This is a genomic window from Flavobacterium sp. T50_26 (assembly GCF_057652995.1).
The window spans coordinates 103,361-120,601 of record NZ_JBYFCC010000010.1 but is presented as its reverse complement, the minus strand read 5'-3'; the positions used below and the strand labels follow the sequence as shown (position 1 = coordinate 120,601).

The following is a 17,241-nucleotide window of genomic DNA, read 5'->3' as shown; positions in this document are numbered from 1 at the left end:
CCGCCTGTCGGGATTTTTTTATGGCATGTATTTTGACTATTTAAAGTATAGAAAATGCATTTCATCGTTTTTGTAAGTTTTTGTAACTCATTATCAACAAGATGAATTATATTTGATATCCATTATCAGAAAATTATTAATGACAAATTGACCCTAATTAGTATATGTCAAACCACAATATAAAAACTCTTGACAAAATGTCACTTCATGATTTCGATGCCGAAGCCGATTTGATTCCGCTTCTTACACCCGAAGATGAAGAAGAAATGGCTAATGAAGAATTGCCAAATTCAATTGCTATTTTACCGCTTAGAAACACAGTGCTTTTTCCGGGTGTTGTAATTCCAATAACAGCAGGAAGAGATAAATCGATAAAATTGATTAACGATGCCAATGCTGCAGGAAAAGTAATTGGTGTTGTTGCTCAAAAAGACGAAGATATTGAAGATCCAACCCGAGATGACATTCATCAAGTTGGAACAGTGGCTCAAATTCTTCGTGTATTGAAAATGCCTGATGGTAATGTAACGGTGATTTTACAAGGAAAAAAACGTTTTCAAATCAGTAAAGTTATTTCAGAAGAACCCTATATCAATGCGTTGATTAAAGAAGTTCCTGAAAAAAGACCAAGCGTTACCGATACAGAATTCGGTGCCATTATTGATTCTGTCAAGGAAATTGCTATAAAGATTATCAAAGAGAGTCCGAATATTCCATCCGAGGCTACTTTTGCTATCAAAAATATTGAAAGTCAATCGTTCTTGATAAATTTTGTTTCTTCCAACATGAATTTAGATGTGAAAGAAAAACAAGATTTATTATCGATGAATATATTGAAAGAACGAGCACTTTCTACTTTGCGGTACATGAATACTGAACTGCAAAAGTTAGAATTGAAAAACGATATTCAGTCCAAAGTTCGTGTTGATTTAGACCAACAGCAAAGAGAATATTTCCTTCATCAGCAAATGAAAACCATTCAGGAAGAATTGGGTGGTGTTTCCTATGATCAGGAAATTGATGAAATGCGTGCAAAAGCAAAAGGAAAAAAATGGGACGAAAAAGTTGAAAAACATTTTGAAAAAGAAATTTCCAAATTACAACGAACTAATCCGCAATCACCAGATTTTGGTATACTTCGTAACTATTTAGAACTTTTTCTGGAATTACCATGGAATAATTTTTCCAAAGATAATTTTGATTTAAAAAGAGCTCAAAAAATATTAGACAAAGATCATTTCGGTCTTGAAGATGTAAAAAAGCGTATCATCGAGCATTTAGCAGTTTTGAAATTGCGAAATGATATGAAATCGCCAATAATCTGTTTAACAGGTCCTCCGGGAGTTGGAAAAACATCCATTGGTAAATCGATTGCCAAAGCATTGGGTAGAGAATATGTTCGCATGTCATTAGGTGGATTGAGAGATGAAGCAGAAATTCGTGGTCACAGAAAAACCTACATTGGAGCAATGCCGGGAAGAATTTTGCAAAGTTTGAAAAAAGCAGGAACTTCTAATCCGGTTTTTGTGTTAGATGAAATTGATAAATTGTCTGTCAGCCATTCCGGAGATCCGTCTTCTGCTTTGTTAGAAGTACTGGATCCTGAACAAAACAAGGAATTTTATGATAATTTCCTTGAAATGGGATTTGATTTGTCTAAAGTGATGTTTATTGCTACTTCCAACACAATGACAACCATTCAGCCTGCGTTGAAAGACAGAATGGAAGTAATTAAAATGACAGGCTACACGATTGAAGAAAAAGTGGAAATTGCTCGTCAACATTTATTTCCAAAACAATTAAAAGAACATGGTTTAACCACCAAACACTTAACTATTGGAAAACGTCAGTTAGAAAAAATAATTGAAGGTTATACTCGTGAATCCGGTGTTAGAGCATTAGAACAAAAATTAGCACAAGTTATCCGAAATGCAGCGAAATCAGTTGCCATGGAGGAAGAATATAACGTGAAAGTTACCGATGAAGACATCATCAAAACGTTAGGAGCACCTCGTTTAGAAAGAGATAAATCCGAAGGAAATGAAGTGGCTGGTGTTGTTACTGGTTTAGCATGGACAAGCGTAGGTGGAGATATTTTATTTATTGAATCCTTGATTTCTAAAGGAAAAGGAACACTTACCTTAACCGGAAATTTAGGTACAGTGATGAAAGAATCGGCTACGATTGCTATGGAATATATTAAGTCGAATGCGGAATTACTGGGTGTTAACCAAGAAATTCTTCAGAATTATAATATTCACATTCACGTTCCGGAAGGAGCCACGCCAAAAGACGGACCAAGTGCCGGAATCGCAATGCTAACTTCGTTAGTATCTGTTTTAACGCAAAAAAGAGTGAAAAAGAGTTTGGCTATGACAGGAGAAATCACGCTTCGCGGAAAAGTACTTCCTGTGGGCGGAATTAAAGAAAAAATCTTGGCTGCCAAAAGAGCAAACATCAAAGAGATTATTTTGTGTGCAGATAATAAGTACGATATTGATGAGATAAAAGCTGAATATTTAGAAGGTTTGACTTTTCATTATGTGAAAGAAATGAGTGAAGTCGTAGCTTTGGCAATCACAAATCAAAAAGCTAAGAACGCTAAAACACTTTAATAAATAAAATACTATTTTAAAAAGTTGGTGTCATAAAAAGCACCAACTTTTTTATTGGCTTATTTTTATTTTAAGATTAATTTACTGAGCAAAAAATAATATCTTCGCATTACCGTTATCATTAAGCTAACTGAGTTCCGTTTATAATGTTTAAAAACCTTTTACGTCTTTTCATTGTTCTTTTTTGTTCTGTGAGCTACAGCCAAATTGGTGGACAATCCGTGTATCAGTTTTTGAACCTAGTTACTTCTCCAAGACAAGCAGCTTTGGGCGGAAAAGTTATAACTCATTATGATTATGATGTAAATGCCGGAATCTTTAATCCAGCAAGCATCAATAATCAAATGGATAATCATCTTTCGGTTAATTATGGAAATTATTTTGGCGAGATTACATACGGAACAGCTGCTTACGCTTATACGTACGATCGTCATGTGCAAACTTTTCATGCAGGCGTGAGTTATGTGAACTATGGAACTTTTGAAGGTTATGATGAAAACGGACAACAAACAGCCGATTTTACAGGAAGTGAAGCTGCTCTATCCTTCGGATATTCTTATAATTTACCTTTTACCGATTTTTATATTGGAGCTAACGCCAAATTAATTACCTCAACCTTAGAAAGTTATAATTCGTTTGGTGGAGCATTGGATCTTGGTGCTTTGTATATTGATGAACGAAACGATATTAATTTTGCCTTAGTAATCCGAAACATTGGAACTCAATTTACAACCTATGCCGGAACACAAGAAAAATTACCATTAGAAATCTTAGCCGGAATTTCGCAGGAAGTTGAAAATGTTCCGATTAGATGGCATATTACTTTAGAGAATTTACAACAATGGAATATTGCATTTTCCAATCCTGCCCGAGCGGAAGGTAACTTAGATGGGGGTGAGCAGGAAGAAAAAGTTTCTTTTTTCAATAACGCACTTCGTCACGTGATTTTAGGTGCCGAATTATTTCCGGGAAGAGCATTTAACCTTCGTGTAGGTTATAATTTTAGAAGAAGTGAAGAACTACGAATTGTAGATCAACGCCATTTCTCCGGTATTTCTGCAGGTTTTAGCTTGCGATTTAATAAAGTTCGTTTTGATTATTCTTACTCCAGATATACTGTGGCGGCTAATACGAGTTTGTTTGGGTTGATGATTAATTTGCAGTAATACTGGTTGCGGGTTGTGGGTTACGAGTTTCGGGTTAATAAGAAGCTATTAAAATCAGCGAAAATCAGCGTTTTGCAAAGCAAATCAGTCAGATCAGCGTTCCATTTTTATGTTTAGTGAAGAGGATTTCCATTGAAATGCGAAGTTTCACTGAATTGTGTGAGGGATAGCAGCGGAAAGCCCACAGAGAGGAGGCACGACGAACGAGGACTTGCAGCGGAAAGCCCGACCCGTAGCTTGTCGGAGGGGCACACCCACTTAAAAATTAGTTTAAAAGTTTAAGGTTTAAAGTTTAAAAAGTTGAGAAATTTTGATTTTTTAAATTGCTATTGATTTTTGAAAAAACGTATCTTAGCCACTCAGAAACTTAGCGACTCAGCATCTCAAAAAATGAACAACATTACCATTGCCATCGACGGATTTTCTTCTACAGGGAAAAGTACTTTAGCCAAACAACTTGCAAACCATTTGGGTTATGTTTATGTGGATACAGGTGCAATGTACCGTGCTGTGACGTATTTTGCTATGCAGAATAATTTGGTTTCAGAAGATTTTTTTGATGTTGATGGTTTGATAAAAAAATTACCTGAAATCAAACTTCATTTTCAGTTTAATGCCGATTTAGGATTTGGCGAAATGTTTTTGAACGATGTAAATGTTGAAAATGAAATCCGCACCATCGATGTTTCGCGTTTGGTAAGCAAGATTGCCGAAATCTCGGAAGTGAGAGCCAAATTGGTTGAGCAGCAACAAGCCATGGGCAAAAATAAAGGTATTGTGATGGATGGTCGGGATATTGGAACGGTCGTTTTTCCGGATGCAGAACTGAAATTGTTCATGACTGCCAGTGCTCACACGCGAGCGAAACGCCGTTTTGATGAATTGGCAGAAAAAGGGCAATTGGTGACGTATGAAGAAGTGCTTCAAAACGTGCAAGAACGCGATTATATTGATACACATCGTGATGATTCTCCATTAGTAAAAGCTCATGATGCAATTGAAATTGATAATTCTACCTTAACTAAAAAGGAGCAATTTGACTTGGTATTGGATTTAATCCACAAGTTTTTTGCTTAGCTCTGTTTTGGTAGAAAGATTTCCGTTTATCATAAAATACTTTAAATTCAGGATATTTTCGTTCGATATATCTTTCTGAATTTCATATTGAAAAGAAAATAAACAATTTCCAAAACAATTTGTTCCGTAGCCTTGATAGATGAGGTTTAGCGTATCGTCTACAATTTCGATTTCGCCTAAAAAGGAATAGCCGCAGTTGCTAGGAGCACTAAATTTTACTAAACAATGATTTTCTTCTAATACTATTTTTTCAATAGAAGTTGGAATCATTTCTTCCGAATAGTCAAGTGCTATGTTTTTCACCTCAAACCCAAGAAAAGCCATTCCGGCATTTTTTGCTTCACGGATTTTTTGGCTGTTATGCAAAATTGAATTTCCTTTTAGTTCATTATTGATTGTCAAAGGTTTTGACACTTCTTCAAAATGAGTCTGACCCGCCACAAAAATCGGCAAAAAAAGCAATAGAAGTATAGCTGATAAGGTTCTCATTATTAAGTAATTTACACTCAAATGTAGAAAATTGAATTGCCAACACCTATTTTTTTCGTTCAAGTGCAGGAAATGCCGATATAATTTTAGTTGATGGAACAATCAATACTTTCCATTTTTGCGTAGATGATTTTTGGGAATCAATTTGTATTTTTGAATTCATTTCTGATACTTTTAAATATAAAAAATAATTTTCTCGCAAAGACGCAAAGTCGCTAAGAATACATTCTAAACTTTGCGTCTCTGCGTCTTTGCGAGAAAACAAATCAAATAATTATGAAAATCGTTATATCTCCTGCCAAATCATTGGATTACGAAAGTCCGCTACCAACCACTCAATCAACTATTTCCTGCTTTTTGAAAGAAGCAAACACAATAAACCGTCAATTAAAAAAGCAAAAGCCGAAAAAGTTGATGGAATTAATGGACATTTCAGATAAATTGGCCGATTTGAATTGGCAACGCAACCAAGAACGTGATTTGGATAATTTTACGGCAGAAAACTCACGACAAGCGATTTATGCTTTTAACGGAGATGTGTATATTGGTTTGGATATTAAAACCTTACCAACTGAAAAATTAGAGGTTTTGCAAGACAAACTCCGCATTCTTTCCGGATTGTATGGTTTGTTGAAACCATTGGATTTGATGCAACCGTATCGATTGGAAATGGGAACTAAATTTCCGATTGGCAAAAGCAAGAACTTATATGAATTTTGGAAAACAAAAATCACTAAAGAATTAAATAAAGAACTGACAAAAGGGGAACTTTTTATCAATTTAGCTAGTAATGAGTATTTTGATGCCGTTGATGTAAAAGCTTTGAAAGTTCCCGTAATCACACCTGAATTCAAAGATTACAAAGACGGAAAATTAAAAATGATTAGCTTTTTTGCTAAGAAAGCGAGAGGGATGATGGTGCGATACATCATCGATACAAATGCTGAAACCATTGATGATTTAAAAGGTTTTAATTATGATGGGTATGCTTTTGATGGGAATTTGAGTAAGGGGAATACGTTGGTTTTTACTAGATAATTTTGTTTCAAGTTTCAGGTTTCAAGTCGCAGTTATCAGTCCCAATTTTCACTCAATTTTGTCATTCTGACGAAGGAAGAATCTCTGAAACAATTTTAAATTGAAATACTATCAAAATAAAGGTATCAAATGAAGAAAATAGTTTTATTTATGTTTTTAGGATTATTTGTTTCTTGTTCGAACTACGTTGAGTTTAAGCCGTTATATTTCAATGGAGATGAATTAGTTGAAATGTCAAAGTCATTCAATGAGAAACAAATCAATAATTTAATTGATGTGCTTGATTATTATGGAGAAGATTATCAATTGATTGATGGTAAAATTTATATTCACAAGAAAATTGATAAAGAATTAATTTGGAATTATACAACCAAGGCAAATGATTCATTATGGTTATTAGATCATAAAGTTGTACATTAAATCGTCCTTATTCTTTAATTTCAAGTACATACCCAATCCCATGCACATTGGTCAACTTAATGCTTTCATCGTCACTCAGTTTTTTTCGCAATTTAGAAATATACGTATCCAAACTTCTTCCCACAAAAACACCGTGATCTTCCCAGACTTTTTTGGAGAGTTCTTCCCGTTTGATTATTTTGTTGGGATTTTCTATAAATAGCGAAAGCAATTCCACCTCTTTTTTGGAAAGACTGATTTCATTTGAAACCAGTAGTAATTTACTTTCTTCAGGATAAAACTGAAATTTGCCCAAAGGAATAAAACGTTCGTTAGTGGAATCAAGTTGTTTCGTTTCTTTCTTTTTGGGGAAGAAAACAAAAGATGAAATTAGGCTAACAATAAGTAAACCTATCCAATAGTATTGTGTTGTATTGGTTTTTACGTTTAAAAATTGTACTTCAATTGAATAGCATTTTTTTGGTATTATCCTTCCGCTACACGGGATAATATCTTGAATTAACGCATTACTTTTTTGATAACTATAGGACACTTCAGAATCTTGACATTGTTTCACTTCAATTTGATAAAGTGGTGAGAGATTAGCTTTTTTGAAACTTTTTTCTACAATGTAAACTAAACTGTCCGGATGAATGATTAGTTCTTTTTCAAATGTAAGTTGGTACTTTGACTGTTCTATTTTCTTTACCGGCAAAATGAGCGAAGTACTATCGCCATTGGCTAACAACAATTTATTGCCCACATCTCGCAAGGCAATTTTTGTCAATGCTGTCTTTACTTCATTATTATTTTGAGAAATGACAAGAAGTAAAGCACATGAAATGGCAATCAAAAGACTACCATAAAAATAAATTTTTCGTTGATTCATAAGTTCTGCAAATAACATACAATTTTGTGATTTTTTAAAACTGTTGACACTTCTTTTACATTTTTTTTGCATTTCAACAGATTGATTGGGGTAGTTTTACATTGAATTCAAAGGAATTTGTGTAAATCGATAAATATAAAAAATCAATGTATGATAAAAAGTAGTATCATTAGTTTCATAGTTTTAATTCATTGTATGTTTTCTGCTTGTGGAAGAAATACTTCAAATACCACTTCAGTGAACCATTTGCAAGAAATTGATATACAAAATAAGAAGAAATCCATTGTTGAAAAACTAAAAGAAAATAATCATTTGCCTGTCAATGAAAGAATTGCATTGTATTATCAATTGAAGAAAGACCATTTTGAATTGTATGATTTTGGAAATGAAACAGAATTGACATTATATGGTTACAATTTTTTATGGGAAAACAATTTGGTTGATGCTTTGGCCGTTTTTGAACTCATTGTGGCTGAATTTCCCTCTTCTGCCAATGCCTATGACAGTTTGGGAGAAGCTTATCTTCAGGCAAAAGACAGTAGTAAATCACTTGAGAATTATCAAAAGTCTTTCCGGATGAACCCTGATAATTTTTATGCGGAAGATGTTATTCGACAAATTAAATATCCGTCGATTAAACCGATTTCAAGCGTAGAAAAATTTTCAAAGGTCTATTCTAAAAAAGAGTATTGGGATGATTTGGATCAGCTGGGACAAAAATTAAGCACTGTTCATTCTCATCCTTTTAAGTTTATTTCAAAGGAGAATTTTTTTAAAAACATTGAAGCCAAAAAGTTATTGATTACAGAAAATACTACTTACGCAGAATTTGCATGGCATTGCAACGCAATTATTGCTAGCATTGGGTGTTCGCACACGACTTCTTCCACTATGCAAAATGATTACCACGAATTCGGAATCGTTCCTTTGGAGAAAACTTTTCCACTCCGAGTGAGGTTTATTGAAGGCAAGTTGTTTGTTGTAGACCCAATGAATAATGCTGATCAAGTAAAAGTAAAAGATGAAATTTTAAGTATTAATGGTGTTGAAACACCAAAACTTATAGCAGATATTTTTGTTCACATTGCTGCACAAGCGAATATTCAAACCTACAAACGCCAAAAATTCAATACGCATTTTGCTTTGATGATTCCTTATGCGGTAGGATTTCCGGAAACCTTTAAAGTACAAATAAAAGGGAGTAACGATTCCATTACCTTGAAATCTGCAGAAAATTTTGCATCGGAATTGAATGACCTTTCTTTGAATACTTGTTCAGACAATTTGTGCTTTGAAATTATTGATACAAACACCGCCGTTCTTACGATAGCTTCATTTAATTATTATGACTGGAATGATCAGCATCTGGTATTCAATGCTTTCATAGACAAAAGTTTTCAAAAAATGCATCAAAAGAAAATTAAAAATTTAATTATTGACGTAAGATACAACGGTGGTGGTTCTCAATACCCGAGTATTTACTTGCTTCAACATCTTTTTGATACATCATTTACGTATTATTCTAAAGCAGAATTTGAAGGGAAAACACAAAACTTGTATGGAGAGGAAGTTTTTTATCCACATAAAAATCGTTTTAAGGGGAACGTCTATTTTCTAATTGATGGAAAAGGAAATTCAACCACCGGTCATTTCATGAGTTTAGTGAAAGCACACAATTTAGGCACGATAATAGGAGAGGAGTTGGGGTCTAATCAATTTTGTACAGCAGGACAAACGCTCTTTCGATTAAAAAATACAAAATATGTCATCTCTACTGCCAACAATACACATATTTCTACTGCGACAGCATTGAAGGATAACCAAGGAATTTTACCGGATATTTATGTTTCGCAAAGTATTGATGATTATTTAAATAAAAACGATATTGTAAAGAAGCAAACTTTGAAACTAATAAACAATAGTAAGTAACTGTGATGATTCGCTTTGTAGACTATCAATCAACTGCTTAAATCAAGCAATTTTGTGATTTTTTAAAACTGTTGACACTTTTTTTACCTATTTTTTACATTTTAAACAATTGATACGACTAGTTTTACATCAAGTTTGATCGAATAGATGAACTTCATTTTACACACACTCTATAATATTAAGAAACAACAATGAAACACATTCAATTAACTATTTTCAAAACAAAATCAATTTGTCTCTCAATTCTATGTTCGTTATGTATGACATCTCTATGTTCGTTATGTATGACATCGTGTGCCGGGCAAATTGAAAAAAATGCTACACCATTAAAATTTATACCGGAACAAACGAAAATACATGCCGATAGTATCAGTTTAAAAGCAGAAACTTTGCCCGAATTTAGAGTGGACATACATGACAAAGACTACCAAGGAAACCAAATCAGTGGCGTGATTCGCACTGTTTTTCAGGATAGTAAGGGAAATTTTTGGTTTGGGACACAAAGTGGACTTTGTCGAAAGGATAAAAATGGACTTGTTTACTTTGGTCTTAAAAACCGTACAGGTCAGGAAGTAACGGTACATGTTATTCTTGAAGACAAAACAGGTGCGATTTGGATTGGTTATGGCGGTGGAATTGCGAAATATGACGGAACGTATTTTACCAATTATCATGAAAAAGATATCCTGACAACCGGCGGACTTTGGAGCATGCTAATGGACTCAAAAGGAACGCTTTGGATTGGAACTACACAAGGTGTCTTTACTTTTGATGGCAAAGCATTTACTCCGTTTGAAATTCCGGAAGGAAAAGTAAACCCAAACTTTGGAGTTAGTACTTCTAAAATGATACACGCCATTACCGAGGACAGCAAAGGCAATATGTGGTTTGCCACCAACGGCGGAGCGTATAGGTTTGACGGAAATACATTAACAAACATCTCCGCGAAAGACAAATTGCTTTCCAATTTTGTAAATCAAATTATTGAAAGAGCAGATGGAACGTATTGGATTTCCACCGTAAACGGACTTTTTCTCTACAATGGAACTTCGTTTAAAAGCATCACTGAAAAATTATTAGGCAAGGATGAAGGAGTAGGCTGTATTTTTGAAGACAAAACCGGTACGATTTGGTTTACTGCGAATAAGCGTGATATCTATAATTATAATGGCAAAACATTTCAGAAAATTGAAGCTAAAATTAAAATAAGCGATTATACAGTATTGCCCTTTGAAGTTAATCAAGACCAACAAAAGCAAGGGAGTAATTTTTCACCTTTCCCTTTTCATATCTACCAAGACCGACAACAGCGACTTTGGTTTGTTGGGTTTAAAGGAGCATATCGTTTTGAAAACAATGCTTTTGTTAATGTTACAAGAAACGGACCGTGGTAACGGTAAACAATAAACAATTTTATTATAAATCATTAAAATCATCAATCATGAACAACAAGTTATTTTTTGGCTTAATCCTTCTTTCGTTCAATTACAATTGTGCGGAAGTCAACTCACAAGACATGGCCCAAAACACCACAGCGGTTGACAGCGTGTATGTTGGGCAAACTCATTTTTACGATGATGTGGTGCGGGAAGATCCGCTTTACACCGCTATCGTTCGTGTTGACAAACAAAGCGATAAGGAACATTTACTTTCCATCCAAATGAATTTAAAAAAGAATGGCTATTTTGTTTCGCCTACAGAAAGTGGAGCTTTTACAGGAAAATTTACGATTGTACTTACTGAACCACAACATTTACAAACCAATGGAGCAATCATTGAAGCACCTTTATCAAAAGTAGATGAAAACGAAGGTTTTGTAAAATTGGTTCGAGAAAACACACATTACAAACAATCGTTAAGAGTACTTTCTAAAGAAAATTTTGAAGTCTATGGATATATTCAATTTACGATAGAACCGCGTTGCACGTTAGAGAAAGTACCTTTTATTCTCTCGTATGTGGATGGAAAGTTGAGTGTGAAGATGGATGGGTGTTAACTGTTATCGGTTGTCTGTTATCAGTTGTCTGTTGTCAGTTCTCAGTAGTTATAAGAAAAAAAATAGTATTTAATCCATTAATAACATGAAAAAAATCATTTCAATATCCATCCTTACGTTGGTAATAGTTGGCGGACTGGTGTTTAGCTTTACTCAGTTCAACAACGACAAGATTGCCAGTAATGAAATTAAAACGGAGACTTCTAATAAGTCAAAACAAAAGCCCCTTTCAGCGGAAGAAAGAAAAGCAGAATTGAAAAAATGGGAGGCAAGTCCGGATGGGATTGCATTCAAAAAATGGGAAGACTCTCCCGCCGGTAAAAAAGTGTATGCTGCTGAAGCTAAAATCATGCAATCTATTAAAAAGAATGCTCCTATGGAAGCCGTTGTCACTTCTCTATCTCTCCCTGAAGGTTCGAGACTCGGTTTTGGCGTAATGGTTCAAATCGAAGGGGAAGATTACATTCTTTCTTTTGGTATTGAACAACCCGGTAAAAACAGTTTGAACTTAAAAAGAGAATTTGACCTTTTGCGAACGCTTAAAGTAAACGACAAGATTAGCATAAAAAGTAAAAATGTATCGCATGCTCCAAAGTATGCCTATCCAATAATTGCAGGCGACTATGTAGAACGAGAGGGTAAACTAATTTATAAACGTACAGCTCGCAAAGGCGGTTGTTAAGTATGTTCACCTATACGCTTTGCTGACTATCACGGACTTTGTGCGTACTTATTCGAACTTTGTCTATATTAACTCAGAACTTTCCAATGCTCATTCGGAGCTTTCCCATGCCTTTTCGAACTTTTCCCATAGCTTTTCGAACTTTTCCCATGTCGTTTCGGAGGTGGCGGATGTCTTTTCGAAGTTTTCCCATGTCGTTTCGGAGGTGGCGGATGTCTTTTCAGAGTTTACCGATAGCTTTTCAAACATTTCCCATGTCGTTTCGGAGGTGGCGGATGTCTTTTCGAACTTTTCCCATGTCGTTTCGGAGGTGGCGGATGCCTTTTCAGAGTTTACCGATAGCTTTTCAAACATTTCCCATTGCTTTTCAGAGTTTACCGATTGCTTTTCAGAGTTTACCGATAGCTTTTCGGAGTTGGCGGATGTTCTTTCACTCGTTGTCCATTGCTTTTCACTCGTTAACGATGTCTTTTCACGCTTTTTGGATAAAGGATTATTTTTTGATGTGGTTACGAGTGGGGCAAACTAAGTATTTTTTGTAACAATTTTATAAATTCCATATCCTAAAATCCCACCAACACAAAGAGAAACTATACAATTTAATAAATTTGGAGCGGGATGTCCATTATCTGCTGGTCCGGCACTATAAAACAGACTCATAAATGAATTCATTTCATTTGTGTGATAATAGCAAACATCAGGAATCAATAAATCATAGATAAGTGTTAAAGCTTATTAAGAACATCATAATTCCACCTAAGCCAATAAAAATCCATTTTAAAGTATTACTTTTTTTCATTTAGTAATTTGTTGTGAATACTATCGTTTTGACTTTGATTTTGTGCAAATTATTTTAGTTACTAAAATATCTATTTTTTTAAAATTTAAAAAGTTGATTTGTTGTGAAGTTGGTCGACATTCTAAGAGTAGTGTGCAATAAGTTAAGATCCATGGAGAGCTTATACTTTTTTTAAGACTATTGTTATGTTATCAATCCTCGACTCTGAAAGATATTCTTTTTGTTTTTTCTCAATAGCTACAGAATCATTTCTATTCCAAATTTTGGTATGAATTTGTTTAATCCAATCTTTAATAAATTCTCTATTTTCATTATCTAACTGATATTGTTTTTCTTCAACATATAAATATTGAAATTGTTTTTTTGGGAAGAGTTTATAAAAATCAGATTTTGAATAAAAATGTTTAAAATAATCTTTTTCTTTTTTGTTACCATGATGTTTCCATGAATGTGCGGTTATAACTACAACTCCATTTTTACTTAAAGATTTAATTATGCTTTTTGAAAATATCTCAGCTTCTTTGAATGTATAAAACTGCAATACATTCGACAATATAATGCCAGAAAATTCTAGATTGCCGAAATCGTTATTAGGAAATTTATCTGTCGAATAATTTATTCTATTTATCTGAAAATCCAAGTCTTCAACTCTCTTCTTTAAATATTCAATTTGGACAGGTTCTATGTCGACTGCGTAAAGTTCATAACTTGATTCTAATAAGTCCAATAAATAAGGACTTTGACCACAACCAATATCAATAACTTTTCCCTTCTCTAATTCCAAATATTTGGTCAGCAAATTTTTTAAATCTGCTTTAATTTTATTTGTTGGAAATCTTTTATAATATAATTCCCAATGTAGTTTAAACTCTTCCGTCATAGCATTTTTCACAACTTGTGTATATTATAATCATCATACATTATCTTTCAAATATAAACAAAAAATGAATTAACAAAACTTACCTCTCCCCACCAAAAATCTCATTCACCGCTTCCACATAACTTCTTGGATTTTGAGCTTTTTTAATCTTTTTCAACGTCTTTTGTGGGTTGGAGAAGGAATTGGAAAAGTATTCCCAAAAACCTAACATTTTCATTTTGATAGGCGTGGGGCCGGAAAGAGCGGCATCGTATTCTTGGTAAATCGTGTCATGAAATTCCTTGAAGATTTGCCAACGGTTGGTTGGGTATTCTGTGGTGTTGTTTTTAATCATGCTTGGCAAAAACGGGTCGGCAATCAAACCGCGACCAATCATAAAATGATCAATACTCTGGAAACGTTCTTGCATTTCTTTAAACTTGGCTACCGAAGTGATATCGCCGTTGTAATATAATTTATGTTTGGTGTTTTCGGTGCAGCGTTGAAAGGCTTCTAAATTTACACCGCCGTTGTACAATTGCTTGCCAATTCTAGCGTGAATAGCAATGTTTTTTATTGGGTATTTATCCAAAATAGGAAAAACATCTAAAATTTCTTCTGGATGTTCGTAACCCATTCGCATTTTCATCGAAACAATGACGTCGGTTTCGTTGTGCACACGGTTTAAAATATGGTCGATTCGTTGAGGTTCGCAAATTAACCCTGAACCCATTCCTTTTTTGGTCACCATCGGATAGGGACAACCTAAATTCCAGTTCAGTTCTTTGTAACCCAATTCCTGAATGTATTTCACGACAAACAAAAACTCATCGGCATCATTCGTCATTACTTGCGGAATCAATTCAGAGACTTTATTGTTTTCGGGTTGCAAATCACGTTGGTACGAATTTTTAATCACCAATTTTCCATCCAAACGAATATATGGAGCATAAAACGTATCGATGCCACCAAAATAGTGATGAAACGCATTCCGAAATCGGAAATCGGTAAAACCTTGCAAAGGCGAAGAAAGTAGGGTTGGACTCATGCTTAAAATTGAGTCGTAAAGATAAGCGAAAAGGAATTAATTTTATTCCAACTCAATTTTATCCAAAACCAATTGAAACGATTCGTTCTTTTTGTTACCGATTAAAAAGAAGATTTCTTCAAAAGAAGTACTATCAAAATTCGGTAAATTCAAGGTTTGTCCTCTAAACGAAGGATACAATTCACTCAGTTTAATTTCAATGGTTTCCCAATCGCCGGAAGTTTTAAAAGTCGTGATGTACGAATAATAGGAAGTTGCTTTGTCTTTGATTCTGAATTGATAGTTTTTGCCATCGCCTTTCAAACGAATGCGAACTTTACTGTCTTTGGTTACCTTCACTTTATCGCATTGATAACGGACGGACGAAAAACCACCATTATTTTCTAACGAAACAGTTCCTGCAAAAACGCCATTTCCTTCCGCATCAATGGAAAATTTGCCTTGCGATAGACCGCCCATGACACCATCGTCAATTATTCGCCAATCGCGTGGGGATGAGTTTTGGTTGAAGTCGTATATCGTGTTTGTCGTCATAAATAGTAAAACAATAAGCAAATATTTCATCGTTTTTTTGATAAAGATAAAAATTTGATGAAATCTGTTTAAGTAATTAACAGCAAGTTATCACTTGTTGAATGCGGTAATTCATTGAAAAAGGAATTTGCTTTTAGGATAAAAAAAATCCAAACCCTGAAATGAATCAAGGCTTGGATATCAATAATGTATAAAAAATTATTTCGTTTCAGAAGTTGAAGATTCATCAAGCGATGATTTCACATCCTCTACCTTATCTTCACCTTTTAAATACGTTGGTAGGTTCAATCCGGCCATGTTAAACAAATCATTTAAAGGCGGAACGGTTTTCATCATACCTGATACAAAATTGGCAGTAGAACCGTTTCCATCTCCATTATTTCCTGAATCCCAAACGGTAATTTTATCAATTTTAATGTTTTTCACCGCTTCCACTTGTGTTTTCACTAACTCAGGAAGTTTTTCAATTAATAATAACTGGAAAGCTTTGGTTGGATCGCCACCGGCAGCATTCACTACTTCTCGATAACCTTCTGCTTGTTTGGTCAAAATTTCATACAAACCTTTTGCTTCGGCTTCCATTTTTGCAAAAATTGCATCGGCTTCTCCTTTGGCTTGCAAACGTGTTTTTTCAGCTTCAGCTTGAGCATCAATAATGGCTTTTTGTTTGGCAATTTCCGCCGGAATTACAATGTTTGCATTTTGAGTAGAACGTTCTCTTTCGGCACGTGCTTGCTCTGCTTTTTGTTCCGCAACATACGATTCTTCTAATGCTCTTGCACTTTGCACTTTTTCAGAAGCTAAGGCAATTCTCAAAGCTTCTGCTTCACGTTCACGACGGGTTGCATCGGATTGAGCAATGGCAATTTTTGCTTCGTTTTCTCCTTTAATCGCAATCGCATTGGCTTCGGATGTAGCCACACGAGTATCTCTTTGAGCTTCGGCTTTACCAATGCTTTCGTCTTTAAACGCCTCGGCAATACTTACTTCTTTATCTTTATTAGTGATGGCAATTTTTACGTCACGATCTCTGTGTGTTTCGGCAATTTGAACGTCTTTTTCACGATCGGCCATTGCTTTACCGGTTTCCCCGATTTTTTCTTGTTCAGCTACCGAAATCTTTGCTTCGTTGATGGCTTTGGCTGCAGCTTCTTTTCCTAACGCTTCAATATATCCGGATTCGTCTTTAATATCGGTAACGTTTACGTTGATTAACTTCAAACCAATTTTTTTCAACTCAGAATCCACGTTTTTAGAAATATTATCCAAAAATTTGTCACGATCAGAGTTAATTTCTTCAATCGTCATTGTTGCAATCACTAAACGCAATTGACCGAAAAGAATATCTTTGGCTAACTCTTGAATTTGCTCTGGAGAAAGTCCTAACAAACGTTCTGCAGCTGTATTCATGCTATCTGTTTCTGTTGAAATGGCAATCGTAAAACGACAAGGAACGTCTACACGAATATTTTGTCTTGAAAGTGCATTGGTTAGATTGGCTTCAATGGAAAGCGGTTTTAAATCCAAATACTGATAATCTTGAATAACCGGCCAGATGAAAGCACCACCACCGTGTACACATTTGGCAGAAGAACCGCCCGTTTTTCCATAAATAACAAGAATTTTGTCTGAAGGACATCGCTTGTAACGCGAAACTAAAGTAACAAAAAGAACAAAGACAATAAAAACAGCAACAACAATAATAATTAACTGGGTCATAT

General features: G+C 34.6%; 17 protein-coding genes. 10 read left to right on the top strand and 7 right to left on the bottom strand.

From position 1 onward, the window contains the following. Nucleotides 1-164: 164 nt before the first annotated feature. The 3 genes from lon to cmk all read left to right on the top strand — a co-directional run bounded on the left by lon (nucleotide 165) and on the right by cmk (nucleotide 4,858). On the top strand, nucleotides 165-2,615 hold the full coding sequence (gene lon / locus AC23MC_RS07905; RefSeq protein WP_487567857.1) for an endopeptidase La: 2,451 nt from the start codon (nucleotides 165-167) through the stop codon (nucleotides 2,613-2,615). 146 nt (nucleotides 2,616-2,761) lie between these two features. Then, entirely contained in the window at nucleotides 2,762-3,781 is a 1,020-nt protein-coding gene (porQ, locus tag AC23MC_RS07900; RefSeq protein ID WP_487567856.1) for a type IX secretion system protein PorQ, read from the top strand. 390 nt (nucleotides 3,782-4,171) lie between these two features. Continuing rightward, nucleotides 4,172-4,858 carry a (d)CMP kinase gene (gene cmk, locus AC23MC_RS07895; RefSeq protein ID WP_487567855.1) on the top strand — a complete coding sequence of 229 codons (687 nt, stop codon included), beginning with the start codon at nucleotides 4,172-4,174 and terminating at the stop codon, nucleotides 4,856-4,858. On the opposite strand, the gene AC23MC_RS07890 is transcribed toward cmk, so the two are convergent. Beyond that, entirely contained in the window at nucleotides 4,835-5,347 is a 513-nt protein-coding gene (locus AC23MC_RS07890; RefSeq protein ID WP_487567854.1) for a VOC family protein, read from the bottom strand. The two genes, cmk and AC23MC_RS07890, sit on opposite strands and share 24 nt — an antisense overlap. Before the next feature lie 276 nt (nucleotides 5,348-5,623). Between AC23MC_RS07890 and yaaA the strand changes: the two genes are divergently transcribed. Further along, nucleotides 5,624-6,385: a peroxide stress protein YaaA gene (gene yaaA / locus AC23MC_RS07885; protein ID WP_487567853.1), complete on the top strand. Its 762-nt coding sequence runs from the start codon at nucleotides 5,624-5,626 to the stop codon at nucleotides 6,383-6,385. A 129-nt stretch (nucleotides 6,386-6,514) separates the two neighbouring features. Continuing rightward, the gene (locus AC23MC_RS07880) at nucleotides 6,515-6,805 is read left to right on the top strand and encodes a hypothetical protein (RefSeq protein WP_487567852.1); all 291 of its coding nucleotides are present in this window, start codon (nucleotides 6,515-6,517) and stop codon (nucleotides 6,803-6,805) included. 7 nt (nucleotides 6,806-6,812) lie between these two features. On the opposite strand, the gene AC23MC_RS07875 is transcribed toward AC23MC_RS07880, so the two are convergent. Further along, nucleotides 6,813-7,673: a winged helix-turn-helix domain-containing protein gene (locus tag AC23MC_RS07875; protein WP_487567851.1), complete on the bottom strand. Its 861-nt coding sequence runs from the start codon at nucleotides 7,671-7,673 to the stop codon at nucleotides 6,813-6,815. A gap of 150 nt (nucleotides 7,674-7,823) precedes the next feature. On the opposite strand from AC23MC_RS07875, the gene AC23MC_RS07870 reads away from it, so the two are divergent. From AC23MC_RS07870 to AC23MC_RS07850, 5 genes are all read left to right on the top strand, one after another. Beyond that, a complete protein-coding gene (locus AC23MC_RS07870) occupies nucleotides 7,824-9,602 on the top strand; it encodes a S41 family peptidase (protein ID WP_487567850.1) in 1,779 nt (592 codons plus the stop codon). 191 nt (nucleotides 9,603-9,793) lie between these two features. Then, nucleotides 9,794-10,996 (top strand): ligand-binding sensor domain-containing protein, encoded by a 1,203-nt coding sequence (locus AC23MC_RS07865; RefSeq protein WP_487567849.1) that lies wholly within the window; start codon nucleotides 9,794-9,796, stop codon nucleotides 10,994-10,996. Between the two features lie 47 nt (nucleotides 10,997-11,043). Next, nucleotides 11,044-11,598 (top strand): hypothetical protein, encoded by a 555-nt coding sequence (locus tag AC23MC_RS07860; protein WP_487567848.1) that lies wholly within the window; start codon nucleotides 11,044-11,046, stop codon nucleotides 11,596-11,598. An 85-nt stretch (nucleotides 11,599-11,683) separates the two neighbouring features. Further along, nucleotides 11,684-12,280 (top strand): hypothetical protein, encoded by a 597-nt coding sequence (locus tag AC23MC_RS07855; protein WP_487567847.1) that lies wholly within the window; start codon nucleotides 11,684-11,686, stop codon nucleotides 12,278-12,280. Nucleotides 12,281-12,299: 19 nt separating this feature from the next. Beyond that, complete coding sequence (locus AC23MC_RS07850) at nucleotides 12,300-12,809, top strand: hypothetical protein (protein ID WP_487567846.1); 510 nt, start codon at nucleotides 12,300-12,302, stop codon at nucleotides 12,807-12,809. Here AC23MC_RS07850 and AC23MC_RS07845 read toward each other — a convergent pair. The 5 genes from AC23MC_RS07845 to AC23MC_RS07825 form a co-directional block, all read right to left on the bottom strand. Beyond that, a complete protein-coding gene (locus AC23MC_RS07845) occupies nucleotides 12,806-12,940 on the bottom strand; it encodes a hypothetical protein (protein ID WP_487570640.1) in 135 nt (44 codons plus the stop codon). The genes AC23MC_RS07850 and AC23MC_RS07845 overlap by 4 nt on opposite strands. A 299-nt stretch (nucleotides 12,941-13,239) precedes the next feature. Beyond that, nucleotides 13,240-13,971, bottom strand: coding sequence for a class I SAM-dependent methyltransferase (locus AC23MC_RS07840; protein WP_487567844.1), 732 nt, complete (start codon nucleotides 13,969-13,971; stop codon nucleotides 13,240-13,242). A gap of 67 nt (nucleotides 13,972-14,038) precedes the next feature. Further along, nucleotides 14,039-14,986: a tRNA dihydrouridine synthase gene (locus AC23MC_RS07835; protein WP_487567843.1), complete on the bottom strand. Its 948-nt coding sequence runs from the start codon at nucleotides 14,984-14,986 to the stop codon at nucleotides 14,039-14,041. 42 nt (nucleotides 14,987-15,028) lie between these two features. Beyond that, nucleotides 15,029-15,550, bottom strand: a complete 522-nt coding sequence (locus AC23MC_RS07830) for a CIA30 family protein (RefSeq protein ID WP_487567842.1) — start codon at nucleotides 15,548-15,550, stop codon at nucleotides 15,029-15,031. 168 nt (nucleotides 15,551-15,718) lie between these two features. Further along, the gene (locus AC23MC_RS07825) at nucleotides 15,719-17,239 is read right to left on the bottom strand and encodes a flotillin family protein (protein ID WP_487567841.1); all 1,521 of its coding nucleotides are present in this window, start codon (nucleotides 17,237-17,239) and stop codon (nucleotides 15,719-15,721) included. Nucleotides 17,240-17,241: the final 2 nt, after the last annotated feature.

Bases quoted from the DNA above. Each gene is read 5' to 3' on its own strand.
- AC23MC_RS07855 (WP_487567847.1), top strand. From the start codon at position 11,684: ATGAAAAAAATCATTTCAATATCCATCCTTACGTTGGTAATAGTTGGC.
- AC23MC_RS07890 (WP_487567854.1), bottom strand. From the start codon at position 5,347: ATGAGAACCTTATCAGCTATACTTCTATTGCTTTTTTTGCCGATTTTT.
- AC23MC_RS07875 (WP_487567851.1), bottom strand. From the start codon at position 7,673: ATGAATCAACGAAAAATTTATTTTTATGGTAGTCTTTTGATTGCCATT.
- cmk (WP_487567855.1), top strand. From the start codon at position 4,172: ATGAACAACATTACCATTGCCATCGACGGATTTTCTTCTACAGGGAAA.
- AC23MC_RS07880 (WP_487567852.1), top strand. From the start codon at position 6,515: ATGAAGAAAATAGTTTTATTTATGTTTTTAGGATTATTTGTTTCTTGT.
- lon (WP_487567857.1), top strand. From the start codon at position 165: ATGTCAAACCACAATATAAAAACTCTTGACAAAATGTCACTTCATGAT.
- AC23MC_RS07835 (WP_487567843.1), bottom strand. From the start codon at position 14,986: ATGAGTCCAACCCTACTTTCTTCGCCTTTGCAAGGTTTTACCGATTTC.
- porQ (WP_487567856.1), top strand. From the start codon at position 2,762: ATGTTTAAAAACCTTTTACGTCTTTTCATTGTTCTTTTTTGTTCTGTG.
- AC23MC_RS07870 (WP_487567850.1), top strand. From the start codon at position 7,824: ATGATAAAAAGTAGTATCATTAGTTTCATAGTTTTAATTCATTGTATG.
- AC23MC_RS07865 (WP_487567849.1), top strand. From the start codon at position 9,794: ATGAAACACATTCAATTAACTATTTTCAAAACAAAATCAATTTGTCTC.
- AC23MC_RS07825 (WP_487567841.1), bottom strand. From the start codon at position 17,239: ATGACCCAGTTAATTATTATTGTTGTTGCTGTTTTTATTGTCTTTGTT.
- AC23MC_RS07830 (WP_487567842.1), bottom strand. From the start codon at position 15,550: ATGAAATATTTGCTTATTGTTTTACTATTTATGACGACAAACACGATA.
- yaaA (WP_487567853.1), top strand. From the start codon at position 5,624: ATGAAAATCGTTATATCTCCTGCCAAATCATTGGATTACGAAAGTCCG.
- AC23MC_RS07845 (WP_487570640.1), bottom strand. From the start codon at position 12,940: ATGAGTCTGTTTTATAGTGCCGGACCAGCAGATAATGGACATCCCGCT.
- AC23MC_RS07860 (WP_487567848.1), top strand. From the start codon at position 11,044: ATGAACAACAAGTTATTTTTTGGCTTAATCCTTCTTTCGTTCAATTAC.